22 protein-coding genes are annotated in these 23,986 nt (G+C 32.7%); 3 read left to right on the plus strand and 19 right to left on the minus strand.

Features of this window, described 5'->3' with window-relative positions; all coding sequences use genetic code 11:
* Position 1: 1 nt before the first annotated feature.
* From IO90_RS09245 to IO90_RS09260, 4 genes are all read right to left on the minus strand, one after another.
* Complete coding sequence (locus tag IO90_RS09245; RefSeq protein WP_034965871.1) at positions 2-1,189, minus strand: hypothetical protein; 1,188 nt, start codon at positions 1,187-1,189, stop codon at positions 2-4.
* A gap of 14 nt (positions 1,190-1,203) precedes the next feature.
* The gene (locus IO90_RS09250; protein WP_034965872.1) at positions 1,204-1,443 is read right to left on the minus strand and encodes a hypothetical protein; all 240 of its coding nucleotides are present in this window, start codon (positions 1,441-1,443) and stop codon (positions 1,204-1,206) included.
* Positions 1,444-1,454: 11 nt separating this feature from the next.
* A complete protein-coding gene (locus IO90_RS09255) occupies positions 1,455-2,456 on the minus strand; it encodes an SPFH domain-containing protein (RefSeq protein ID WP_034965873.1) in 1,002 nt (333 codons plus the stop codon).
* Positions 2,457-2,543: 87 nt separating this feature from the next.
* Positions 2,544-3,122 (minus strand): hypothetical protein, encoded by a 579-nt coding sequence (locus IO90_RS09260; protein ID WP_131450847.1) that lies wholly within the window; start codon positions 3,120-3,122, stop codon positions 2,544-2,546.
* Between the two features lie 262 nt (positions 3,123-3,384).
* Here IO90_RS09260 and IO90_RS09265 point away from each other — a divergent pair, with 262 nt between their 5' ends.
* Positions 3,385-3,966: a hypothetical protein gene (locus tag IO90_RS09265; RefSeq protein ID WP_131450848.1), complete on the plus strand. Its 582-nt coding sequence runs from the start codon at positions 3,385-3,387 to the stop codon at positions 3,964-3,966.
* A 59-nt stretch (positions 3,967-4,025) separates the two neighbouring features.
* Here the strand turns inward: IO90_RS09265 and IO90_RS09270 are convergent, their stop codons facing one another.
* The 5 genes from IO90_RS09270 to IO90_RS09290 form a co-directional block, all read right to left on the minus strand.
* Positions 4,026-4,577 (minus strand): hypothetical protein, encoded by a 552-nt coding sequence (locus IO90_RS09270; protein WP_131450849.1) that lies wholly within the window; start codon positions 4,575-4,577, stop codon positions 4,026-4,028.
* A 14-nt stretch (positions 4,578-4,591) separates the two neighbouring features.
* A complete protein-coding gene (locus tag IO90_RS09275; RefSeq protein ID WP_034965878.1) occupies positions 4,592-5,050 on the minus strand; it encodes a nuclear transport factor 2 family protein in 459 nt (152 codons plus the stop codon).
* Between the two features lie 483 nt (positions 5,051-5,533).
* The gene (locus IO90_RS18905; RefSeq protein ID WP_228374669.1) at positions 5,534-6,847 is read right to left on the minus strand and encodes a collagen-like protein; all 1,314 of its coding nucleotides are present in this window, start codon (positions 6,845-6,847) and stop codon (positions 5,534-5,536) included.
* A gap of 23 nt (positions 6,848-6,870) precedes the next feature.
* A complete protein-coding gene (locus tag IO90_RS09285) occupies positions 6,871-7,353 on the minus strand; it encodes a T9SS type A sorting domain-containing protein (protein WP_034965880.1) in 483 nt (160 codons plus the stop codon).
* A gap of 217 nt (positions 7,354-7,570) precedes the next feature.
* Positions 7,571-8,374, minus strand: coding sequence for a helix-turn-helix domain-containing protein (locus tag IO90_RS09290; RefSeq protein WP_034965882.1), 804 nt, complete (start codon positions 8,372-8,374; stop codon positions 7,571-7,573).
* A 676-nt stretch (positions 8,375-9,050) separates the two neighbouring features.
* Here IO90_RS09290 and IO90_RS09295 point away from each other — a divergent pair.
* Positions 9,051-10,769 carry a S41 family peptidase gene (locus IO90_RS09295; RefSeq protein WP_165570268.1) on the plus strand — a complete coding sequence of 573 codons (1,719 nt, stop codon included), beginning with the start codon at positions 9,051-9,053 and terminating at the stop codon, positions 10,767-10,769.
* A gap of 283 nt (positions 10,770-11,052) precedes the next feature.
* On the opposite strand, the gene IO90_RS09300 is transcribed toward IO90_RS09295, so the two are convergent.
* The 5 genes from IO90_RS09300 to IO90_RS09320 form a co-directional block, all read right to left on the minus strand.
* On the minus strand, positions 11,053-11,529 hold the full coding sequence (locus IO90_RS09300; RefSeq protein ID WP_034965884.1) for a DUF6265 family protein: 477 nt from the start codon (positions 11,527-11,529) through the stop codon (positions 11,053-11,055).
* A 118-nt stretch (positions 11,530-11,647) separates the two neighbouring features.
* Positions 11,648-12,460: a helix-turn-helix transcriptional regulator gene (locus IO90_RS09305; RefSeq protein WP_034965885.1), complete on the minus strand. Its 813-nt coding sequence runs from the start codon at positions 12,458-12,460 to the stop codon at positions 11,648-11,650.
* 261 nt (positions 12,461-12,721) lie between these two features.
* A complete protein-coding gene (locus tag IO90_RS09310; protein WP_051878480.1) occupies positions 12,722-13,858 on the minus strand; it encodes a serine hydrolase domain-containing protein in 1,137 nt (378 codons plus the stop codon).
* Between the two features lie 365 nt (positions 13,859-14,223).
* Positions 14,224-14,703, minus strand: coding sequence for a hypothetical protein (locus tag IO90_RS09315; RefSeq protein ID WP_034965887.1), 480 nt, complete (start codon positions 14,701-14,703; stop codon positions 14,224-14,226).
* 50 nt (positions 14,704-14,753) lie between these two features.
* Positions 14,754-15,947, minus strand: a complete 1,194-nt coding sequence (locus IO90_RS09320; RefSeq protein WP_034965888.1) for a hypothetical protein — start codon at positions 15,945-15,947, stop codon at positions 14,754-14,756.
* A 995-nt stretch (positions 15,948-16,942) separates the two neighbouring features.
* On the opposite strand from IO90_RS09320, the gene IO90_RS09325 reads away from it, so the two are divergent.
* Positions 16,943-17,425, plus strand: a complete 483-nt coding sequence (locus IO90_RS09325; protein WP_034965889.1) for a hypothetical protein — start codon at positions 16,943-16,945, stop codon at positions 17,423-17,425.
* A gap of 663 nt (positions 17,426-18,088) precedes the next feature.
* On the opposite strand, the gene IO90_RS09330 is transcribed toward IO90_RS09325, so the two are convergent.
* The 5 genes from IO90_RS09330 to IO90_RS09355 all read right to left on the minus strand — a co-directional run bounded on the left by IO90_RS09330 (position 18,089) and on the right by IO90_RS09355 (position 23,927).
* The gene (locus tag IO90_RS09330; protein ID WP_034965890.1) at positions 18,089-19,588 is read right to left on the minus strand and encodes a S41 family peptidase; all 1,500 of its coding nucleotides are present in this window, start codon (positions 19,586-19,588) and stop codon (positions 18,089-18,091) included.
* Positions 19,589-19,778: 190 nt separating this feature from the next.
* Positions 19,779-20,678, minus strand: a complete 900-nt coding sequence (locus IO90_RS09340) for an alpha/beta hydrolase (protein WP_034965892.1) — start codon at positions 20,676-20,678, stop codon at positions 19,779-19,781.
* Positions 20,679-20,873: 195 nt separating this feature from the next.
* Positions 20,874-21,407, minus strand: a complete 534-nt coding sequence (locus IO90_RS09345) for a GNAT family N-acetyltransferase (RefSeq protein WP_034965893.1) — start codon at positions 21,405-21,407, stop codon at positions 20,874-20,876.
* A 189-nt stretch (positions 21,408-21,596) separates the two neighbouring features.
* Positions 21,597-22,991: a S41 family peptidase gene (locus tag IO90_RS09350; protein ID WP_034965894.1), complete on the minus strand. Its 1,395-nt coding sequence runs from the start codon at positions 22,989-22,991 to the stop codon at positions 21,597-21,599.
* 228 nt (positions 22,992-23,219) lie between these two features.
* Positions 23,220-23,927, minus strand: a complete 708-nt coding sequence (locus tag IO90_RS09355) for a hypothetical protein (RefSeq protein ID WP_131450850.1) — start codon at positions 23,925-23,927, stop codon at positions 23,220-23,222.
* Between the last annotated feature and the right edge of the window lie 59 nt (positions 23,928-23,986).

A 23,986-nucleotide genomic window follows, 5' to 3' on the forward strand; every position in this document is an offset into this window, starting at 1 on the left:
TTTACTCCATACGTTTAAGCAAATAATCACTAATGACTTTTCCTTCCGGTGAGATAACCAAGACTCCTGAGATGTAATCGTGATCCGCCCCAGAAGAATAGTGAACTGCAAAGCCTTCGTTGCACTTCGACGCACTTTTGTAATTAAAAGTTACAGCAGGCTGAGACCAGATAATTGCGCCAGTTTCCACATTAAGGCTTTGCAACATAACAGGTCCATCCGTGTTTGCAGTGGCGCAGGTTGCGATAATTAAATTTTTATCATCCTGATACAGAAGCTGTGGTCTGAAAAACTTGCGATCAGGTAGCAGGTTTACACCAGTTGGTTTTAAAGTGTTTTTGTCAAGTGTCATTTTCATCAGGTTATCAGATAAAAACATGTCAAACTTGAGCCAGGTTTTGGGATATGTGCTGTAGATTGCTTTTTCTACTTCGTCGCGTTCCTTGGTAAGTAGATCTACTTTAGGTACATAATAATATTCCTGACCATCGTTTGTCATCAGATCAAAATAGTTATCATTGAGACTTATTTTAGCAATTCCAGAACTCATTTCGGGATGTTTGCTGAAAATAGATTTAGTGACATCTACAAGTTTATTATTTTTACGGTCAATTGTAAATAACTTTTCTCCAGGATAGGTCATATATATGGTCCCATCCTGATAAACTTCAAATGTGCTAAAATAATTATCAAGTCGCCTGATGCGTTCAAAGATCACATCATCTTTAAATTGCTTTTTAGTCATCGGATCGATAAAGACCGCGTGTGTATTCACATAATCTATACTATTATCTTTTCCAATGATATTTTCACGTCCCAGTCTTAAAAATACAGCTTTCCCTGTGTTGACATTTTGGTATACGATGTCGCTTCCGTAATAATCATATTTTTCTTTTGCAGATTCAGTTGACACAGCTTCTTTCGAATTTCGATTAAAATTTTTTACAACTAAAAAGAGTACAAATAATAACAATATTGTAGTTATTACAATAGTAACTGTGTTTCTTTTTGCTGTTGTGGACTGTTGTGCACCTTGATAAGGCGTATGATTGATATTGATGTTGATGTCATCGTTATCAAGAAAATATTCGGTATCGCAATTAAGACAGCGGAAATGATCCGTTTTGATTTCCGTTTTTTTAATACTGCCGCAATTTGGGCATTTGATTGCCTTAATATTCTTAGCCATATTCAATTCTGATATTATAATTTGGGATGTGCTCTGTTGCCTTTGGTTTTATCATAGTCTTGATTGTTATCTTTTAAAAGAAAACCATAGACGATAATCAGCAAGAGATTTGCTAACCCAAGTAAGAGCAATGTAATACTGCTTTTTATAAGATTTTTAAGACTGATGATCTCAATATTCCAGATGCGTAATATAATGATACCAATTAATGCCATACTTAGAAGTATGATAGCAATTCCAATAATTTTTTTCATCTTTCCAAAATTTAAAATTTATCCAGCCATTCTTTCTTTTTGATGTCGAATTCTTCCTGCGTAATAATATCCTCTTGCAGTAGTAGCTTCAATTGCTGTAATTTTGTTACAATGTCAGGCGCATCAGCATCTAACTGATCTTCTTTGGCAACATCAAACGTTTTGCCCAACTCCATACCAACACCTAATTGCAGACCTGCGCCTGCAAGGCCACCCTCGTTACGAGCAGCGTCACGAAGTGCTTTGAGTTTTTCCATATCGATGTAGGATAATCCACCTTCTCCCGCGGCCATAGATTCTGCCGTGATATCTGCTATCTTGCCGATCCGTTCAGTTGTGGCAGCATCGAACATTGTTCCGTTGAGTTTAAAGTCGGTCAGTAGAAATCCAAGTTCTTTGATCTCTACCTGCAACTGTTCTTCAATGTCCTGAGATAGGGAGGGTAGCTTTGCGTCAATATGCTGATAGGAAATTGCACCTGTTGCAAGAACCGAAGAAAGACTTTGTGGAAATCTTCCTTGCAGGAGCTCTCGTGCTTCTGCCACCAAGTATTGATCTCGAGATCCCACAACATTGGTAAAGAGATACAGAGGATCACTGATCTTAAAAGAAAAGGTACCATTAGCACCCAGTTCTATCGGAATCTTATATACGGGATCAATATATTTGATAGCCTGTGAAGTGCCCCAACCTTGGTTAACAACTTCAGAAGTACGGTAGAAATAGATCTTTAATTTGTGCTCGCTTTCAAAATAGGTGCGAAGTTTTAGCAAAGTTGTGATAAAAGGATGATTATCACTTTCCAGATCAAAAATACCTTCTTCAGACAGATGGTCTGTAACTTTGCCCTCATAGACCAAGATCACGCCCTGTCCAGGTGCTACTATAAGTTTGGATGCGTTCTTGATCTCATCATCTTCAGATGGGAATTTGTGAATCAAAACATCTGGTTGCTGGTCTTTCCACTCAATGACCTGTGAAAGTTGGCTTCTGAAAAAATCTCCTAAACCCATATAAATATTATTTATTAATAATTAATCAAAAAGTATGCAGTACAGCATTTTACCTGATAACTTTATGTTTTACGTAATTGTAAAATGCTAGTAAGTTGCAGGTTTTATTTCAGAAAATTCAGTTGCAACAAAAAAGTTGCTAAATTCGTTACCGGAAGTGATATCTTTAAAATCAACTGCTAGAATTTTCCCGCTAAATACAACATCCGTATTTTCTTCTATGCGACTCAATTTTTCATATAATTTTCCATTTTTAGGTATCGGCTGAACTTCGACGAAAGAAAAAGAATCCTGATAGTTACTGCCGTAATTGTTTGTAATGATTATTCTCATAACAACCGTGTCTTTTGAATAAGCATCGACTTCATCCAAATCAAGCAATGTTATCTTTCCTTTCCAATTTTGGCAAATTTTAATTGAATCTACTTTGTTTTCATATTCAAGCTTCATCTCCTCAAGCCTTTTGACATTGTTACTATCCTTTCTTGCCTCGGCATTGAATTTTTTTGTAAAGTTTATTAGTTTTGACTGTAGCTCAGAATTATCTTTTTCTAAAATCGATTCACTTTTCATTTTTCTCTCACACGATGTACTTATCAGTATAAAAATGAGAAGTATTAAAAATGATTTACTATTTTTCACAATGAACGAGGTAATATGATACATATGTAATAATTCAATTTTCAAAATGATACAAAAGGGTAGAAGAACAATATTTCCACGATGATGTTTAAAGTATTTGACGTAAAAATATGGAAGGGAATCTTAGAAAACTTGTAAAAATGGAATATGGTAATTTCAGCAGTACATATCGAAAGAAAAATGATGTAACTTAAAAAATTTGAAAGTTGGCACTATGGTTGACCGTTGTTTAAAATGTACAATAATTGATATGTTTAATCCAATGATATTTATGCTTGAAAATTTTATGAGAAAGCAATTTCTATCAATAGTTTTTTTGTTGACGGGTAGTTTTGTGTTTTCGCAGAGCGGGACTTATGAATTGAAAAATAAAAATGGTTCTTACTGTTACATTTCATTTCAGAAAGCCGGAGTTAACGTTACAGCGGAAATCTTTGCGTGGTGGAACACACAAAGTGGACAAACAGGTTCGTACTTTGGAAAATCACAATCAAAAGATAATACCTATCTCTTAAAAAGTGATGAAAATGACCCTGACTGCAAGGTGAGTCTGTTGTTGGACAATGGTAAAATGCACGCAAATTTTGACAATTGTAACGTTGATCACCTCCCACAGGATTTCAATGGTGATTATAGAAAAATCACAGATGCTACAGCCGGCGATTATATTGTTTCTGTACCAAAATCTTATTTTTACGAAAAGCCAGATAATGTAAATAAAAAGAAAATTTATCTGATAAAAGGTAATAAGGTAACTCTTAATATTGACAGCATAATACCGGGCAAGTGGATCAATGTGTATTATGTCGATCCCCAGGGTAAAGAGTATAGAGGATATATGGCATTGGCTAACCTAAAAAAGATCTAGTGATCTTGTCAAACAGAAATTTACAGTGCAATTCTTCCATTACAAGCTATGTTTTACTCCTATTTTACAACATTAATATCCGAAAAATCTGTTTCAATATGGAAGTTGCTGAACTCGTAACCAGGGGACATATCGTGCAAACCTGCACCCAGTAATCTACCGCTAAAAACGACTTCGCTATTTTCCTTAATACGGCTTAGTTTTTTATATAATGTTCCATTTTTAGGAATAGCCTTTACTTGCATAAAGGAAAAATAATCTTGATAACCTTTGTCATAGATATTCTCCACGCCAATCCTCATCACAACCGTATCGCTTGAATAAGCATCCACTTCATCGAGATCCAATAAAGTGATTTTTCCTTTCCAATTGTGGCAGAATCCGATGGAATCTACTATACTTTTATAATTGAGCTTAATTTCCTCAAGCTTTTTTAAATTACTGCTGTCTTTTTTTGCAAGCGCGTTAAATTTTTTGGTGTCACTCAAAAGTTTTGACTGTAGCAGAGAATTATCTTTTTCTACAATCGATTCATTCTTGATCTTTCTCTCGCACGATGTCAACATCAGTATTGAAACAAAGATTGTAAGTATGGATATTTTATTTTTCATAATCAATAGCTATGTTATTGTGTTTGTTCTTCATCAAAATTATCATAGTAGGTAAAATCCTTTGTGATGATGCCATTTTCAATGGTTATAACTGAGCAGATTGGCAACTCAAATTTTGAATTATCTGAAGCTGTTCCACTTGAGACAAATTCTACGATTATATGCTTTTTACCAGAGGGGTACATTTGAATCACTTTGTCGTGAAGGTCTGGGAAAACTTGATTAAGTTCTGAATATTTTTCAATGATCTGCTTTTTGGTCTGTTTAATAATTCCTTGTCCTAAGGAAGGATCTTTAAATTCCGCATTTTCAGCATACATATCTGCCATTTTTGTCCATTCGTGTTTGTTGAAATGTTCAAAGTACTGTTTTACTAATTTTTCATTGTCTGATACTTGTACGGTCTTTTCTTCTGTGTTGTTACAGGCGATGAAAGCTAAAATAAGAATAGATAGTGTGAGTAGGTTTTTCATAATTTTCTGTTGTGATTGATGATGATATTTTTTTATTAATTAAAAAAGGGCATAATCAAACATAGTATAAGCCTCTTTATATTTTTTATGTTTAGATAAATTTAAAACAGCGACACAATGGAAAGACGAGTTGTTCCATTCGTTGAAGTAGTAGTAATGAATGCGGCGTATGGTTCATAAACACTATGGAAATAGTGTCATTAACCGATAATGCAAACACAGTAGATGTTATTCCAGGAGCTGTAGTACCAGATCAGAATATGATTTACTAATTCATATAGGTTTTTAGCAATGAAATACAGAGCTCTTTTTTCGATTTTGAGAAAGACTTTTCATATTTTGAAGATACAGAGAACTAAAAAAAAGCATTTGTTATCAAGTAATCAAATGTAATTTAAATCAATCCATTAAGGTTAAATAAAAATAATATGAAAAGATGAATGATAATTCCACCTTTTCATATTATTTTTAAAACTAAAAAGACTAAGGATTGTACCAAGCAGTGCCGTTATAGATCAAAAGTGCAATACGATAATGTGAAAGAAAACTAAAACCGTTTAATCCAGTTCCGTCTTGAGTAATAATTTGTTTCCCATTGCCATTAACTGTTCCTACAGCTGAAGGACAGATCAAATAAATGATTTGACCATTGGTTGGTGATGCGGGAAGATTGATAGTGTAATTTCCAGCAACATTCACAATTTGATTTCCTGTACCCAAAGTTACATTTGAAGTTGCATTAAAATATGAAAAACCTCCGCCACCAGATGATACTGGCGTTGCCCAAGTTCCGTCCCCTCTGAGAAAAGTTGAACTATCTTTGGTTCCGGTTGCCGATAATTTAGCTACTGTAACTGCACCGTCATTGATCTTATCTGTTGTCACTTTAGAAGATCCAATTGCTGTGACTCCAGAAGTATTGATTGTAATGTCTCCACTAACTGAAACTGGATTTTGTGGAGTATAAGGCAATGCCCCTGTCAAATACACCTGAGCAGCATTGGTACCATTAGAAAAGCCTGCTCCTGTATCACCTTTGTCACCCTTCACACCCTGAGATCCAGTTGCACCGATTGCACCGGTATCACCTTTGTCACCCTTCACACCCTGAGATCCGGTTGCACCGATTGCCCCTGTATCACCTTTGTCGCCTTTAATACCCTGAGGTCCAGTTACACCAATTGCACCAGTATCACCCTTGTCACCCTTCACACCTTGAGATCCAGTTGCACCGATTGCTCCGGTATCACCTTTGTCGCCTTTAATACCCTGAGGCCCAGTTGCACCTGTATCTCCTTTGTCACCCTTCACACCTTGAGATCCAGTTGCACCGATCGCCCCTGTATCACCTTTGTCCCCTTTAGGTCCCTGGATTCCTTGCGGGCCGGGTGTTGAGCTTCCAGAAGTTTTAGCATATAGCGCATATGGCACACTCAACAGCTGTGATGTACCGACAATGGAGTAGTTCGTTCCACCATTTGGGTCGGTTTCTGTCTTTATGAAGTAAGTGTCATTACTCCAATCAATGGATGCAAAATTACCACTTACAACTGTTCCATTTCCTATTCTTGATGTCAAAAGTCCATTTGCGTTGGTAGACTGGGTCTGTGTCTCAGAATATACCACTGACCCGGTTATAGAACCTTTTAAGACAGAAAATTTTGAAGAAACGTTTTGATTCTTGATCAAGTCGTTGTTCGAGTTTCTAACGACTGCCTGATAACTCAGTGCATTCGGGGCTTGAGCCAATGCCATTGCAGAAATTAGAAAAAGGCATAAAATAGAGAGTTTTTTCATAATTTATAAGTTTGTTCAATTTGTTATTTATCGGTTTTCAGTACTTTGAATATTTTCACAGGTTTGTTATTTTTTGAAACTTTAAGGAGGTAAGTTCCTGAAGGATAATTTGAAATAGATAATTCGGTGACTTTCCCCGAAACTGCTTTTTTATTCAGTATTTTTCCCGCAAGGTCGTATAATTCGTAGCTGTATTTCTGGTGATCAGTAAAGTCGATTTTCAAGTTCAAGATATCTGTTGTCGGATTTGGGTAGATCTTAAGTGCCAAACCAATTTGCGATATTTCCTGACCTAGTGTTTCCGTAATTTCATAAGCGTTTTGAACACCGGTATTTATGTTTCCTCCTGGCGATGTGCTGGATTCATAGAATATTTGCCCTACAGAATAGCTCACATTTCCAGTAGTTCCAGTAGCGTTGTCGCCACTACTATTTTGTGTTGATTGTGCATTGATCTTCAAAACGCCAAAAAGCGCCAAAAAGCTAAATGTGGTTATTGATTTCATTGTTGTTGTCTTTAGTAATTAATTTTATGGTAACATCAAGTGAAGGGACTTGGGAACAAAGAAACTTTGAGATGATTTCTCAGAATAGGTGATATTGGCTCTAATGTTGCTTTATCAGCAATGGAACAACGTTATGGGTGTGATTGTCATTGTTATTTCTCTTTATTGTTGCAAATAAATAAATTTGAAATCACAAAAAATTGTAAAAATGGAATGTCTAAATAAAAAGCCAGATATTTTCTTTATCTGTGTCGACATTTTTAAAAAATTCTTTTGGTTTTTTACCGGTCAGTTTTTTAAAATCTTTTATAAAATGTGATTGGTCAAAAAATAAATTTTGATGAGATAGTGTTGTCAGATTTTTGCTTTCGCTTTTGTTGATCAAAGCTTTTCTGAAACGATGGATCTTTCGATATTCAGAAGGTGTTTTTCCAACGTTTTTCGAGAACAGGATATTGATATGCTGTCTCGTAAAATTATATTTTTGGGCAATTTCGTCAATCTTCAAATCTTTTTCAATATCTGCTAAAATCTGCTCAACTAGATCTAGATCTTTTTTTACGAAATTTGACAATAAATAATCCTCTAATAATTTGATCTGATTTTCTCTGTCTGATTGTTTAAAAATCAATTCCATTTTTTCTTTGTAATCAGGAAAAGGAGTGAAATCAGAGATCTTTGACTGTTTAAAGAGCAGAGAATTGTCAATGAAATAGTTTATAGCAAGCGGTTTGAAGTAGATTGTAACTTCATTTACTAAATTTTCATAAATGATTTCAAGAGGATTTGAATAGCTGGTCACAAGTCCTGCCACAATATTGCTGTGTTCAGCAGATTTTATTTTGTATTGATTTCCGTAAAAATGCTCATCAGCATTTTGATAAATAGACAGTATACAGTAGTTATTTGGGAAAGTAAGATAGCTGAGAGGCTTCGAAAGAATGTCTTCTGCAATAAAATAATATCCTTCGATGTACTCTTTCAGAATACTATTTTTTGGCTGATAAAAATTGACTTCCATTTTTAAATTATATTTTAACTATATTATAGTTAAGTATTCTTTTTGATGTGTTATAAATATGGATAATTGTTTAATTTTTGCAAATGTATATTTTTTAATTGATTATTTTGAAATTTTATCAAATTTATAAATGATGCCGATAGCCGATTGACTATTTTAAGTATACGAAGACAAGTTATAAATTTTAAAATTCTTCAATTTGTGGGGCTAATTGATCAAGTATAATAAAGCACAAAGGGTGGAATATAGATATTTTACAACTTTATTTCAGTGAGGTAAGTGATTGTTGTAAATGAATTTAGTAAGATTAAATATTTATATTTTTACAAAGGTTTTAAAGAATGGGTGTCCCTCGAACCTAAATCAATTTGGCAAGAAATCTTTGTTCAACTCTTAGACAGCATAATCTGTAATCGAACTATTTGGTAAATTAACAATACATTGATCAACAAATTAAATTTTACATTGTCTCCAAACATTTTGTATGCAATATTAATTTATAAAATACTTTCAAAAATTGAAACCGAAACAGTCCGAATTTTTAATGGATTACTAGTGTCTTGCTTTGACTTTCCATTTTTACAATTTTATATACCTACAAATTTATTTTTTTGCTTGACTAAGTTTTTGTTAACCTTAGCAAAAATGTATAATCCTAAATAAAATGGGCATACCAATGAAGCGACTTACAATCATTATAATGTTGTTTATTTTTCAACAAAAGCTTTCTGCGCAAACCGAACAACAATTTATGTTCTTCAAAACCTGGAACTATATCAAATATTATCATCCTGATCTTGCCAGCGGAAAGGTGAGTGCGGACAGTTTGTTTTTGGTGAATGTTAAAGAAATCAATTCTAAGGATGATTTCAATTCCATCATCACAAAATTAACTTCAAAGCTTAATGAGAAATTTACGATATCAGCTCCTTTAGAGCGATCAAAAGATGTGATGTTGCAAAATCAGAATTTCGACTGGTTTCAGAAAAACAAAAAAATTAGTACTAAAAATAAAGATATTCTCAACAAAATTTACGAGCATCGATACAATTTTGAAAAACTTCCAAAGGATAAATTGGTGAGTGATGAAAAAGAATACACTTTTCCAAAATCAGAAAATATTCCCTACGGATATCGTTTACTTTCTTTAGCAAAAATTCAGGGAGTTATAGATTACCTTTTTCCACATAAATATATCATGGACAAAGGTTTTGATGAATATTTCAAAAAAAGTTTAGATGGAAATTCACAATTAAAAACGAGAAAAGATTTTGAAATTATTTTAGCCGGATTGGTTTCAAAACTGAAAGACAGTCATGCGATTAGCTTTTACAAGCAGTTGCACTACAGAAAGGATATTTATAATATGACCTACCTTGCGCCGTTTGATTTTCAAATAGTGGATGATCATATTTTGATAACACATCTTATTATCCCGGAAATTTGTTCAAAAGCTCAGATTAGCGTTGGCGACAAAATCATTTCTATCAATGGTAAAAGTATTTCCCAGATCATTAAAGAAAAAGGAAAACTTCTTTCGGCTTCAAACGATGAAAAACTGATTCATTATTTATCAAAGTATGAGAATAATCTCATCTGGCCAGATAATCTTCCACAAAAAACGTTACAATTGAAATCCACAAAAAGCAATAAGAAAGTTTCTACAAAGATTGAAATGATAGACACTTCCAAAAAGGCGAGCTATGAGATCCTTGTTGCGTACGTTCAAGACAAGATAAAAAAGGCAGAAAGTCGTCAACTCGATCATGAAGATATTGCCTACTTCAAGATCAGCAACACATATGGCTTTATTGAGGATGTGGAAAATGACAAGATTGACGCAAAGATGGATAGTATTCTATACAATGCTTCACAGAAAAAAGCTATTGTTTTTGACATGAGAGCTTATCCGGATTGGGGAGGCTTTCCATACCATTATATCTACAAATATTTTTCGCCTGCAGAAAATTATTTTTTTAAATATTATGCACCAAATCTCAAAAACATAGGTACGTTTGTATATATTGAAGACGAGGCATATTATTTTCCAAAAATTAAAGATAAAGAGACACATGTTTATCAGGGAAAAGTTTTCTTTCTCGTCAACCCTGAAACCCGCAGTGCAAGCGAATGGTACTCGATGAGTTTACAGAAAATATTTCCGCAATCATTAACGATTGGTCAGCAAACTTCCGGTGCCGACGGAGATTTGGTAAAAGTTAATCTTCCTGGAGATTATATTTTGGAATTTACAGGAAACGGAATCTTTTATCCAGATAATTCACAAACCCAACAAACTGGAATCAGAATCAATGAAATAATTAAATATAAAGATCAGGATATTCTAGATAAAAAAGACCTAGAGTTTGAAAGGGTTTTAAATAGTTTAAAGTAATGGAATACATGAACAAATCTGATTGATTTAGATTAGAGCTCCCCAAAAGCAGATATGCTTTTGGGGATAAAAAACAAAACAATATCATTAAAAATAAAATGCGAATATCCGTTATCTGCGCGATACACTGATGCAATTATTTTTATTTTTCACTCAAGCAAAAAGATTTTTTTAAAGCTCGGTTTGTAGACATCTGTATGTTAATAAAGCACGAGGTCATAGCTTTTTATCATCTAACTTGACAGTGTTTATTTATGTTGTTGCTTATTGAGTTTCTCTAAGTTTATTTAATTCGCTTCATTGGGAACTTCCTTCGGTTTTCTTTTCCATTCTTCAGTCCTGAAATTTCTGCATTTAAAGAATCTTCATTTATTTTTTGATAAGAAATGACCTGTGGGAAATCATGCGTTCTATTTTCAAACACAAATTCTTTTTGAGAAATCAATCTACTTTCAAAACGCACTGGTTGACCCCCATTTTGATCTTTAACAGCTGGTATATAGTATAACTTTCCATTCTCTTCAACTAGCCTAATTTCCTCAAAAACGATGGTGTCATTATTTTTCAGTATATAACTTTTTCCAGTCAATTCATTTTTGACTGTTTTTCTCCAAGTCTCATAGATACTTCCTTTAGCGGTTTTGTGCTCCCAGGTTCCGATCAGCCATTCTGTTTTTTGGATGTTTTTGTTTTGTTGTACTGCACATCCGAACAGTATCAAAAGGGCAGATGCAGTTAAAAAATTTCTTTTTGTTATCATAATTTTGGGACAAGTTATTTGAATTTGATAAAATATACAAGTCGTGATAAACTATGATCCGACCACCCTGCAAAATTGCAATGCATCCCTAACAAAAAATTGTAAAAATGCGACAGGCTCAATCACCGACAAATAAGGATGTCATTTTAAGGCTTTTTCCATAGAATTCCTTTGGGGTGACACCTACAAATTCCCTGAAATCTTTTATAAAGTGTGCCTGGTCGTAATATTCATTTTCATAGGCCAGAGAAGTAAGGTTTGTAAATTCTCCTGTCAAAAGCAACTTGAGTGCAATCTGCAGACGGATGGTCTTTGAAAGCTGTTTGGGACTTAGACCGATTGCTAAAGAAAATTTACGTTCCAACTGTCTGCGGTTTACCCTGGTTATTCTTGAAATTTCCTCAATACTGAGCTGACCGTTTGCAGTTATAATGGTTTCAACGGATGATTTCACGATATGATCAATGGTTTTAGTACTTGTCAGTCTATTGAGTAAGAACTTCTCGATCAGATTGATCTTTTCCTGCGTAGAATGCGAATTTAAAATTATGTTTTGGATATCCAGTCCATCTTTTCCAAACAATTTTTCTAATGATATAGCTGTATTCTCCATTTCCCTTATCGGAATGGAAGCAAAAGGCAAAAAACCGTTTGGATGGAAACGGACAGCAAAGATACCGGTCCTTCCGGTAGGTTCTATTTCAAGAGGACGTGTAAGTTGCCCGATAACAAAGCATTTGGGTTGTGTGATATGATTCCCATTCAAAGTGTGTTGCAGGTACAAATCACCATAATGAAAGATCATTTCCATACAGCCATCGGGAACAATGGATTGCTTTTCCTTTGAATCATCTGCTGAACTTTCCAAAGTCCAGTAACATTTGACAAACATCGTCAAATCATGTGTTGGTTCGAATATATGGTAATTCATTCGGACTTATTTTTTTATAAAAATAAGTCATTTCTGGTAGAAAATAAGCATCCCAAGATTTTTTCCATACGCTCCAATAATAAATTTATCATATCTACCGAGAGGATTAATGATCTGACTTTAAGTCCGTTTGGTAATCTTAAAGAATTTACTTTTAATCGTGTTTTCCATTAAAATTTTTTTGAATTATTTATTTGATATTTACAAATAAAATATGATTTAAATTTTGCCCTGATAGAGAGAAGCAATGATTTAAATTCTTTATTCTGTTGGTTTTAAAATCAAATCTGCTAATAAAATGAGTTCATTCTGTGCACTCTGATCTGCCTCATTGGATAATAAAACAATACCTGAATTTGAATCGGGGTAAAATACCATATAGCTGCTAAAACCTAAACTGCCTCCGGTATGAGAAATACTTCTCCGCCCATCTTCTGTTTTTTTTACTTTCCAATTAAGTGCAACGGCACCATCTTCAATTTTTCCAAAGGTTGGTTGGTGGCTTAATTTTACAACAGCATTTGTTTCATTTAATTGAAAAGCCATATATTTCAGCATATCCGAACTTGTAGAAGCTACGCTGGCCGCAACCATCAGATCTTCCCAATCGATGATGGGCATAATACGCCCCTTACCATCATAACCTGTAGCCATTTTTGCCGGCCGTTTTCCAGGTGATAAAAGATGGGTGTTTTTCATTTTTAGTGGTTTAGCGAAATATATTTCCAGTAAATTTTCAAATGAATTTCCATAGACTTTTTCCATAATGAAACCCAGCAACTGCGCAGCTGTATTACAATGTCTAGAAACACTTCCCGGTGCAACCCTTAGTTTTACATCCTGTAGATCACGGTAAAAATCCTCCCGGCTGTATTTTGTGTGAACGGAATCTAAGATGAAGGGAATCGAGTCAGGATCTGCTTTTCCGAATATATCCTTGTCTGGCATCCAGTTTGGCAATCCTGAGGTAAGATTTGCTAAATTTTGTAGCGTAATCGGTGTTCCATCATATTCCAAATTAGGATAATCTTCCTTCAGATACTTGCGGATGTCATCATTAAGGTTTACTTTTTTATCAATAACAGCCTTCGCAAGTAAAGTTGCACCAAATGTTTTTGTAATGGAAGCAAGTTCATATACCGTATTTCCTGTCGGTAATTTTTGTTTATCTTTTTTGGATGAACCGTAATTATATATGTATGACCTTCCATTTTTAATAATGCCAATTGAAATACCCACTCTGGAATTATTTTTCATAAATGCAGACACTGATTTTTCTACCATTGAATCTAACGGCGTTTTTAATCTGTTATCTGTAGGTATTCTAATTTGATCTGTTTGACCAAAACAGAAAGATAAACTTGCTGAAAGGGCGAGAAATAAAAATAGTTTTTTCATATTAATTTTAGATGGTGTGCCGTTATAATTGATGTGACCTTCTACCTGTATTAATGACAGTTTGAACCTATGTAATATTACATTGATAATCGATTTTTGTTTTTTAAAATACAATTGTCCTAATCAATAATCACAAAATAACTTCAAAATTTATGTCTGTTAATCTAAAAAGAAAGAGATAAGGAAATAAGGGAAAAATTTAATTTGCTATATTTTTATTGATTCAATGGTAATGAAACCTATTCTGTCAATCCAAAACTCCCTTTTTGCCACAATCATTCAATTTACTGATTCAGAAACTTTATTTTTTTATTGATATTTTTTTTGCATCTTTTTAGTATCTAAGTCCATCTTTTTTCATTATATCATCGAATCAAAAATATTTTTACCTGGGCATAAACACTAATTAATAGTACAACAATATAAAACATGATTAGATATGATAAGGTATCAAGAGATACTTTCTTTACCGTTATTTGTCTTTGAATATATGCTGTCAGAATCAAAATATTCATTCCTAGGTAGCCTGCACCAAACATCGCAATATATCCCCACGGACTTCCAAGTTTAATATCAGTTCCTGAAAAATAATTTAAAAAAGGAATTCCTCCGGCACAAAAAAAACCCATTATCAAAGGATAAACCAATATTGATATCAACCTGAGCATCTTCTTATCCTTGATAAAGCTGAAAAAAGGCAACTCGATATACTGTAGTATTTTTAGTGCAGTTGTGCTGTTGTTTCCTTTTAAAATATTCCATAAACGTTCTATCTCAAATATTATAAATACCTGAAAAAAGATGATTATTAAATTTGATAAAATTTTTGCTAAATTGATATCCATATAACAGATAGATAATTCAAATCTGAGTTGAAAATGAAATGATTAAAATCCTATTCTGTTTTTGGAAATTTTGAAGCCGTGACTTTCGGAATAACCACAAGGTAATCATATCCATTTATTATTCTTATTAATTTGACATCTTTAATGATTAATTTTTTATTTTCCAAAGCGGTTCTGAGGGGATGCATATCAAAACAAAACCATTCATCAGAAGTAATGCGGTCAAAAAAAGGCTTTAATGTTTTGAAACTTCCACTATTCTCATCCACCATTTGTTCAGGGAAGCCTTGGAATGGTGAAGCCTGCGTACCAGATTTTCCTATGATCATTATGTGTAAGGATTTTTGAAATCTGCTATCGGCAACATTATTAACTAAGTTTCCAATGTCATATATTTTCATTAGGCTTTCACCCTTTGCAAGATGGTTTGCTCCGAATTTGAATAGATTTTTCTTATCCTTCCATTCTGGATAGACCTTCATCAAATTACTTTTCATTAATTGAATTCGTAGATGGTGACTGTCTTCACCCTTATATATTCTTGCTGATAATTGAAGTGCTTCGACTTTCTCCTTTTCCTCCTGGCTTAAATTTAATAGTAGAAGTTTTTCTATTTCATTTTCAAACTCTACAGTTTTCATGAAAAACGGTTTGTTCTGGTCTTTTAAAAATTCAGCAAAATATGATTTTGATTTGGTCTCAATATTCTCAAAAATTTTCCTTGCTTTAGCGTTTTTTGTCTTTAGTTTCAGTTCATTGCAGACCAGCCTATCAGCTACTAATAATATCTGGTCAGTTCCATGAATAGAAGTTTTTGAACTCACCAACTTTTTTAATAATTCAAATTCGGGATCAAAGGCATAAAAAGAAAATACATTTCCAAAATCAGTCACATAATTTCTCAATTTTTTGTCAGGTAAATTTCTGATTTTGGATTCAATAATTTTTGCGGTATAGGGGTCTACTTCACAAAAGAAATTATCAAACTTAACCTTGTTTGTAAGAGCTGAAAAGAAGAAAGGAATTTCGTTTGTAAAATGATCTTCGCCAATCAGTATATAATCTGACTTCTGTACTTTAGACACTATGGTATCCCAACCTTTTCCTTCGAATGAGTGGTTTTTTACGGAAAACGTCATCATGTTCTGCCTTGCAATTTTTGTTATCAGTGAATCTTGGGAAAATACTATTGAATTAAATAAGGTAAAGAATACTATTAAAGATTTTAATCGACTTACTTTCATATGTTTTATAGGTTACATCTTATTCATAATGCTAAATTTGGACGATTTTTAGTAATTAATTCTTCTGCATTTTACTTTAGAAGAAGTATCACTACCGTAAAAATTAAAAAGTTCATGGTAAGAAAGTTGTTAAGCTGAGCTGAAAAGTCTGAAGTTACAAAGATTAAAGCTATAGCAATATTTATAATTCTTTTAGTTTGGATTTTGGATGACAAACATAGATAGCTGTAAGTACTTAAAATTGTATAAATGGAAAGTCAAAAAGAGATATTTTATAAGTTTTTTTAATTATTTCAGACAAGACACATTATATTGATGCGCCTTTAAAATCTGTAATGAAATCAATTTATGCATATCAAAATGTTTTTTTTGTTTTCGTTTAAGAACAAGTCGATATTAATGCTCGGCTTTTTAATAACTCAAAAACAATTTAAATCAAATAATCATCTTTGGCGAGATGTAGAAATTAATTAGGTTTAGTACTATAAATACTATCCAATAAAACAAATATGCAAAAAACTGGAAATTACAGTATTATTGATCATCAGGCTTTAGATTAAATTGATCATTTAATTCTAAACCAATTGATCAAGGTAAGTAACCGTTAACATTTAGAAGAACGATGTATAATTCAAACTGAATTCTTTGATCACATAAAACAGAATCTGATGGTTCATATTTCAAATATCATACTAACTTTCCATTTTTACAATTTTTTGCGCGTACGATTTCTTTTCTTTGTTTCTCAATCAAAGAGATGAGAAACCGATTTTAGCAACACTATATTTTTAATCGTCATCAGTATAGTTTTTGTCCAAACAAAAAAATCAGATCCCTCAGTATTGATCTTACCGACATTAGGATGGAAAGGTGATTACGAACTGATTGAGAAGTGGATTTAAACTATTTTTTTTGCTAAAGACCAATTTCATTTTTTTAAATCACTGTTATAGGCAAAATTATATAAAGATATTACTACAAAAACAAATTTTAAAATGACATATAAAACATTATTTGTAACAATAGCAGTTACAGGCATATTATTAACAGCTACCTCATGCTCATTTTTTGAAGGAGGGAAAAACCGTGAAAAAGGAACACCAGTGGAATCATCAAAGGCAACAGTAAAAAAAATTGTGGATGACATTGAAGCGAACGAAGGTAAGCGTTTTTCTATTACAGGGTATTTGAGTTATTCCGCAGGATTTACGGTTTATACTAACAGACCTCAAACAGTAACTGTAAATACAGCACCGAACGGTGGAGGAGAGACGATTACACCAGTAGAAATGAAGTGGGCAGAAAACGGGCATAACAGTATTTTTCTTCCTGAAGATGCAGGAAGAGAATCTGATAAAACGATATTTTATGATAATGAAGGCACACCATTGACGACGAATGACAAGGTTGAAGTATCATTTGAGGTTGGGAAATCATCAATTTATCCCGTTGAAATACGGATAGACAAAGTGAAATAATTGGTCAGAACACTAACGAGATTTCAGATTTTATCAGGTTAGTAAAGCTGGATCAAATTAAAAAATTATGGTTGCAAAACCTCGTTTAAGAAATCATTAAAATTATTTACATGCAGGTCAATTATTTAATACTCTTTTTTACGGGTCTATTCTTACTCGGAACTTTCATTAATTACAGGTATACTCAAAAGAAAGGAATGGTGTTTAGGTATAAGCCTATTTTTTTATTTATTGTGGTTGTTTTATTTTTAGTTGCCCTATATGGAGTTATCTTTGGCAAGCCATACAATGAAATTTTACCATTTATACGGTAAACACACAGTGCATTATAAAATATTATAGATTGAATGGAAGGTCATTCTGAATTTTTTCCTTTTATTTTGGTATTCAAACCGCTCTACGTGTAACAAAATTCGAAAAGCTGAACTAGAATAATCTCATATAGCTATAATTAGAAAAAATCTTTGTTGATCTTAATGCATCCTATATTTGATGTGTTTAATTCATCCCCATATTCATAATAATTTTCGGCAATTTCAATCCAATTTTTTTTTATAGCATCTTCCTCAATTTGTTCTACTTTTTTTGTTCATTCATATCTACAAAAAATAGTAGAACTATTCTTGTCATTTCTCTTTTTAAATTTGGGTCTTCGATCGCTTTTTACTTTTCAATTTTGTTGAGAATAAATTTCAATTGAGTGTCAATTCCATTGTAGATGTCTTTTTGATTTGATTTGACCTCGTAATCAGGTTTTATGCCTTTGTCGGGTCTAGGTTTTACATAAGTTTGCCAAATAAGGGGAATATCTATTTCTAATTTAGAATAAGGTAAATTTAAAAAGAAAAACTGCCCTCCGTTTATACCCTTCTTAGTTCCACCAGTAGTCTCACCAATTAATTTACCGGTATGAGTTTGCTGAAAGATGTCAGACATTATAAAAGTACTTGAACTATTACTAGAATTGATCAATAAAAAAATTTCACCATCAAACACATTTGCCTTAGGATAAGTGAGGATACAGTCAGATTGAGAAGCATCAATTTTTTCGTAATAGTCGTCAGATGTTTTTATATAATCACTAGCATTTTTTGGTTTTTTAAATTCTTTATCCCAAGTTTTTAAATATGGCAATAATGAATCTGATACGGAGAGAAACTTGTAAAGTCTTCTCATTGGATTTTCACAACCAAAAGGTTTATTTATTAGATAAGACAGAACTTCTGTTCTTGCATCGTCATCACCTCCTTCGTTTCCACGAATATCAACAATCAAATTTTTTGCAGATGAATTGTGGAGATTTATGAAAATGCTGTCAAGATATTTTTTGTAGTCATCCTTCCATTTCCAAATTGCAAAATCGCCCAATCTTAAATATGCGGTTTCTTCATTAATAAATTTGAATTCCCAATTTTTTTCATTCATAGGAATTGCTCCAAAATTCGAAAGATAAATATCTTGCCTTTCGTTTTTTGATAATGATTTTAGGGTCGTTTTGATATTTTTATGTTCGAAGGTTTTTATCACAAAGTCATATTTTTTGGTATTAAAATTTTTTGGAAAATAAAGAGGGAAATAAATGTCAAAAAGAGAATAGTTTGTTGTGATAATATTGGTAGGAACTATATTGAGATTGTCAATTTTTTTGTTCACTCCATTATTACCATCCGTCCGGCTAACATTTAATAATGTGTGAATGATTTTTTCTACTTTAATTCCATTAATACTAAGGATTTCATCACCTGCTTTAAAGGTTTTATTTTCAGATAAGTTATGTGTAATAATAAATTTATTGTCAATTACCTCATAAAGAAAAGGAATAAAGGACTTAGAAAAGTAATTATTAACTGTTTCTTCTGTCTGGTTATATGGATTTAAATAAGTGTGCCCGCATTTAATAAATGTTGTTAATTCAGAAAGCAAAATAAAATATTGCTCTTTGTTTATATCCTTTGAAATTTTTTGTTTTAATTTTTTAAAATAATTTTCAATTTCAGTAGGTGAATTATATCTGTATGTTCCTGGATGTAAATTAACAAATGTCGATCTGATAATTTCTACTTCCTTTAGTCGCTCTTCTTTTGTGAGATTCGATGTCGTATTTTGACTGTTGATGGTTGAATAGGAAATCAGAAAAAATAAAATAATTATCTGTTTTATCATAAGACATGTAATTTATAAGTTATAAAAATTTCATTTTTTTTAAAATTGACTTTCAACGTTTTTGGTGCTTTGCTTTCGGCGAGAAACCGAAGCACAAAACTGATATTATTACTAAAGTTCAATTGAAAAACTACTGTTGAATTTTGCACTTCAGCCCGCCTGACGCAAAACCTCTGTTGTAGGCAGTGCTTCATTTTGATGATTTAGTCTTTTTTAAGTTCAAAGTTTTCTGTTTTATCCATTGAATCGAAATGTCAAAAGGTGTTGTGTCATTGTCGAATACAGTATTATGTCCTAATGCTGAAAATAAAGTGTATTCAAAAGGTTTGCCTTTAACTTTAAATTTATTTAGTTGTTCAATACACAATTTTACAGGAATTTGTATGTCCTTTTCACCAAAAAGCCAAAGTCCGGGAATCGAAAGAGTACTCAAATAATTTTTGGGGTCAGTTGCTTCGAATTGATACTTATCTGGGTCATTTTTAGTATGTTCAATAGCATCAGCATCTGTATGATTCTCCCAAAAATTATTATTCCCGTTCGTGTAAAATTGAAATCGAAGTTGTTCTAAAGTTGTTATCGTAGGACAACTAAATAAAACCATAAATTCTATTTGTGGATTTTTGTTTGCAGTAATTGGAATTATCCACCCTGCCTGACTGACCCCAATTAAACCAATAGGTATTTTTTTGTTCTTTAAGTAGGTTTGCAATGTTTTTACTGCCTCATTTGCGTCGTTAGATAATAGATTAAGATTAGTACTGTCAATATTATTTGTACCAACAGATGGTCCAACGTATACACCGCCAGATTCTCCAACTCCACGTTTGTCATATGTTAAAACAGCAATGCCTTCTTTTGCAAGACGTTTTGCTAAAGCCATTTCTCTTTTTACAGGGTCGGAGCCGTGAACAAAGACAACTGCTGCAAATGGATTTTCAGGTTTTATAATTGAACCAGCAAGAGTAACGCCCTGACTTTCAAACTTTACATCTTGAATGGTAAATTCAGTCGATTGAGAAAATACAGTTACGGGTAAGGTTATTAATAACAACCAAAGTAATAATTTAGAAAAAAGATTATTGTTCATTTTAATGTATTAAGGAGGTTTTTTTGAGTGGTCGTTTTAGCATTGCCTACAAGTTTTGTGGGTTTTGCGATGGTTGGGCAATCGAAGCACAACAGCTGATATTATTACAAAAGTTTAATTGAGAAACTATTGTTGGATTTTGCATTTCAGCTCGCCCGATGCAAAACCAATGTCAGTTACAACTTTAGTATGTTTTTAATTGTTAGGGTTAACTAAATTCCAATATATCAGATCGTCTTCTGTTTTTATTTGCCTAAAATTAAATTTATTCAAAAGATTTATGGAACTAACATTTTCGGTCAAACAATTTGCTGTGATTTCTTTTATTATTTCATTTGTGAAAGCCCATTTTATTATTTTATTTACTGCTTCTTCTGCGTAACCTTTACGCCTTTCTTCTTTGATTATACCGTACCCCAAATCAATATTTTCTTCTTCATTATTAAACCCTTTAAATCCCAAATCTCCAATAACTTCTGATGTATCTTTTTTAATAATCATCCAAGATTCATAGCCTGTTGGACACTCCACTTTTTTTAAATTATTGATTATTCTTGGTAATGTGTCCAAAACATCTGCATCTGGCCAATTTTTACCTTTTTTTAAGTTCAAAATTTCTAAGTCCCTATAATCGCTGTTCAAAATATTCCTACAAAGGTCTATTGTATATGGAATTAGTATTAATCTTTCAGTTACAAGTCTATCAATTTTTAGTTTATTAGCTTTCATTTTTTTATCAATTTCATTATTTTGTATTTAGGTTAGATGGCTCCGGAAAATTGCAACCAACAATCGAGGCTTGGCAATGGCGGGCAAATCGACCCTGAAATTTTCAACTAAAAACAAATTTCAACCGAATCGCAAAAGTGAATTTTAGACTTTCCGCCCGCTATTGCCAAACCATTGTTTAACTGTAGTTTATTTTTGGATTAATTTAAAAACCATCTCAATAGCTTCATCTCCATTTTCTATTTTTCTATTTAATGACCTGATAAACTTATTTTCGTTTTTCGGATAATCAATTTCCTTATTTGGAGGAACCCCTATATTCTCAAAACAAATTCCCTCAGGATTTTGATAAACTTGATTGGAAATATTTAATGTCCAGCCGTTGGGTAATTTTTTTTCCAGTATGTCTGAAAAAATCCCTTCAGTATTAGATCCCACTCTTGTAATATTCTTAACCGCCATTGAGCCCAGAGCCAATATTTCTGGTGCGCTGGCCGTCTGATGACTTGTTAAAAGAAAGACAGGTTTGTTATATGTTTTCTCAGCAGGGATTATTGAGAAGTTTTGGACTTCAGTAAAACCATTTAATAATTTTGCTTTTTTAGAATATAATTGCGTTTCTTGATCTATAAAATGCCTTAATATTTCTAAAGATACGATATCATAACCGCCCGTATTAAAACGTATATCTAGGATAATTGCATGAGTTTCCTGCAGTTCTGTAATGATATTTTTCATTAGGGAATCTATTCTCTTTTTTTCATCTTCAAAATGATTAGGATTTGTAGAAGACGCTTCTAAATAAGCAAATAAATAATTGTATCCTGACGTAGAATTTGGGATTTTGTACCTATCTGAAAAAAACATCATATTGTTAATCTGAATATAACCCACATTATTTTCTGTAATTCCATAATTTAAAAGACCATTACCCTTAATGCTTCTTCCGTATGTTTTTGGGACTTTTACGTAGTGGTTTAAAAGTTTATCCTCTAATTTTGAAGTTCTGTTATTTGATCTGTAATGATGACTAGAGTAGCTTTTGCGTGATGGAAGAAGTGTGGTGTGTCCATCATTTAATTGGTGTATCGTTTTTTTTAGGATGCGTCGTAATTGTCTTTCGTTCTTGATATCTGTGTCTCCATATTTCTCTCGAATTTCTGACCAGTCGATATTCCTCTCCTTAAAAAAAGGATAGTTTTCATTCATAGTGTTCCAAAACACATCAAAAACGTAGTTAGCATCCGTTGGCTCTTGTGACATGCCTTCGATATTTGGAAATTCAGCTATTCGGTCTAATAGATAATTCATATTACCCTCCTTAAGGGCTAAGACATTTTTGTTTAGCAGTTCAATTTTTCCGAGTTCATCTATTGATGCTTTTTTTATCTGTGAATTCAGTGTGCGTGAAATCGCGGTAACGTCAAAGCTATTTACAATCGAATCATTTATTTCTATAATTTTCCCGTAACCTCTCATTCTCCATATTCCATTAATTGAATCTGTATTTTTTACTTGGGCGTTCACATTATTTATGATTCCTAAAAGTAGGAAGTATAGAATTATTCTGATTTTATTATTCATTTTTTTCTTTTCGCGTTTTTTTTATAATTAAAGTAACTAATTAATAACCAATACACTGTAACACATATAGTCAGAAATTAGTTTACTATACTTAGCACTTCTACTAACTTATGAAAATTTCATTATCAAATTGTAAATTGCTATAAATCGACTAGCAGTACTAAAAGTAATACATATTATCCCAATTAAAATGATGCGAAAGGGTCTTAAAGTCCGGCGCAAATAAAGTTATTGTTCTGGTCTCGAAATATTGTCAAGGATCATCGTTGCTAATTTGTTGTTCCTGAAGTACATTGTTATAAATTGCTTCTTTTCATCAATAAGTAGTAGATCCTTTTCAGAGACATTTTGTCTGGTAATTTGCGCTCCTGCCGGATTCCAGAAATATTTATCAAAACCATCTACCACTCTAATACTGTCTGGCTTACCGTACTTCTTAATAGCTTTCTCTTTTGAGTCTCCTATTTTAAATCCCATGTTGGTAATAAAATACTTTGTGTCAATTTTTTTGGCTTTTGAAAAGAACTCTTGGTAATAAAGCAGGCGATCTTCTTCATTTGATGGATAATTAGCGTTGTCACTAAAATCCATTTTTGAAAATACCTCACTAGGCACATTCTTATGATCAAAGCAAGCAGTTACTAGCCTTGAATTATCAGAAAACAAAATAAACATCAACGTCTGTTGCAGACTGTCATTAGTAAACCAGGCAGTATTTTCAGAACGTAAGTGAGCGGTTATCACAGGTCTGTTTGCAGTTGGCTTTCCAAACATTTTGTCTGTAACAGGATAGTTATCTGCAAAAAATGGTTTTATCAGTTCCTCAGGACTCTTTAACTCTGAGTCCTGCATAGCCACATCTTCATCCTTCTTCTGCTGTTGGCAGGAAAAAAAGAATATCGAAGATAGTAGTAGTGCAATTGAAGCCTTTGTCATAATAATCATTGTATTTAATTAAACATCTCACTTGAAAATATTTTGGTTCTTTGCACTGG

Source organism: Chryseobacterium sp. FH1, from assembly GCF_000735135.1.
GTDB lineage: Bacteria > Bacteroidota > Bacteroidia > Flavobacteriales > Weeksellaceae > Epilithonimonas.

Bases quoted from the DNA above. Each gene is read 5' to 3' on its own strand.
- IO90_RS09330 (WP_034965890.1), bottom strand. From the start codon at position 19,588: ATGATAAAACAGATAATTATTTTATTTTTTCTGATTTCCTATTCAACC.
- IO90_RS09315 (WP_034965887.1), bottom strand. From the start codon at position 14,703: ATGGATATCAATTTAGCAAAAATTTTATCAAATTTAATAATCATCTTT.
- IO90_RS09300 (WP_034965884.1), bottom strand. From the start codon at position 11,529: ATGATAACAAAAAGAAATTTTTTAACTGCATCTGCCCTTTTGATACTG.
- IO90_RS09345 (WP_034965893.1), bottom strand. From the start codon at position 21,407: ATGAAAGCTAATAAACTAAAAATTGATAGACTTGTAACTGAAAGATTA.
- IO90_RS09355 (WP_131450850.1), bottom strand. From the start codon at position 23,927: ATGACAAAGGCTTCAATTGCACTACTACTATCTTCGATATTCTTTTTT.
- IO90_RS09320 (WP_034965888.1), bottom strand. From the start codon at position 15,947: ATGAAAGTAAGTCGATTAAAATCTTTAATAGTATTCTTTACCTTATTT.
- IO90_RS09340 (WP_034965892.1), bottom strand. From the start codon at position 20,678: ATGAACAATAATCTTTTTTCTAAATTATTACTTTGGTTGTTATTAATA.
- IO90_RS09290 (WP_034965882.1), bottom strand. From the start codon at position 8,374: ATGGAAGTCAATTTTTATCAGCCAAAAAATAGTATTCTGAAAGAGTAC.
- IO90_RS09305 (WP_034965885.1), bottom strand. From the start codon at position 12,460: ATGAATTACCATATATTCGAACCAACACATGATTTGACGATGTTTGTC.
- IO90_RS18905 (WP_228374669.1), bottom strand. From the start codon at position 6,847: ATGAAAAAACTCTCTATTTTATGCCTTTTTCTAATTTCTGCAATGGCA.
- IO90_RS09265 (WP_131450848.1), top strand. From the start codon at position 3,385: ATGAGAAAGCAATTTCTATCAATAGTTTTTTTGTTGACGGGTAGTTTT.
- IO90_RS09285 (WP_034965880.1), bottom strand. From the start codon at position 7,353: ATGAAATCAATAACCACATTTAGCTTTTTGGCGCTTTTTGGCGTTTTG.
- IO90_RS09325 (WP_034965889.1), top strand. From the start codon at position 16,943: ATGACATATAAAACATTATTTGTAACAATAGCAGTTACAGGCATATTA.
- IO90_RS09245 (WP_034965871.1), bottom strand. From the start codon at position 1,189: ATGGCTAAGAATATTAAGGCAATCAAATGCCCAAATTGCGGCAGTATT.
- IO90_RS09275 (WP_034965878.1), bottom strand. From the start codon at position 5,050: ATGAAAAACCTACTCACACTATCTATTCTTATTTTAGCTTTCATCGCC.
- IO90_RS09260 (WP_131450847.1), bottom strand. From the start codon at position 3,122: ATGTATCATATTACCTCGTTCATTGTGAAAAATAGTAAATCATTTTTA.
- IO90_RS09295 (WP_165570268.1), top strand. From the start codon at position 9,051: ATGAAGCGACTTACAATCATTATAATGTTGTTTATTTTTCAACAAAAG.
- IO90_RS09350 (WP_034965894.1), bottom strand. From the start codon at position 22,991: ATGAATAATAAAATCAGAATAATTCTATACTTCCTACTTTTAGGAATC.
- IO90_RS09310 (WP_051878480.1), bottom strand. From the start codon at position 13,858: ATGAAAAAACTATTTTTATTTCTCGCCCTTTCAGCAAGTTTATCTTTC.
- IO90_RS09255 (WP_034965873.1), bottom strand. From the start codon at position 2,456: ATGGGTTTAGGAGATTTTTTCAGAAGCCAACTTTCACAGGTCATTGAG.
- IO90_RS09270 (WP_131450849.1), bottom strand. From the start codon at position 4,577: ATGAAAAATAAAATATCCATACTTACAATCTTTGTTTCAATACTGATG.
- IO90_RS09250 (WP_034965872.1), bottom strand. From the start codon at position 1,443: ATGAAAAAAATTATTGGAATTGCTATCATACTTCTAAGTATGGCATTA.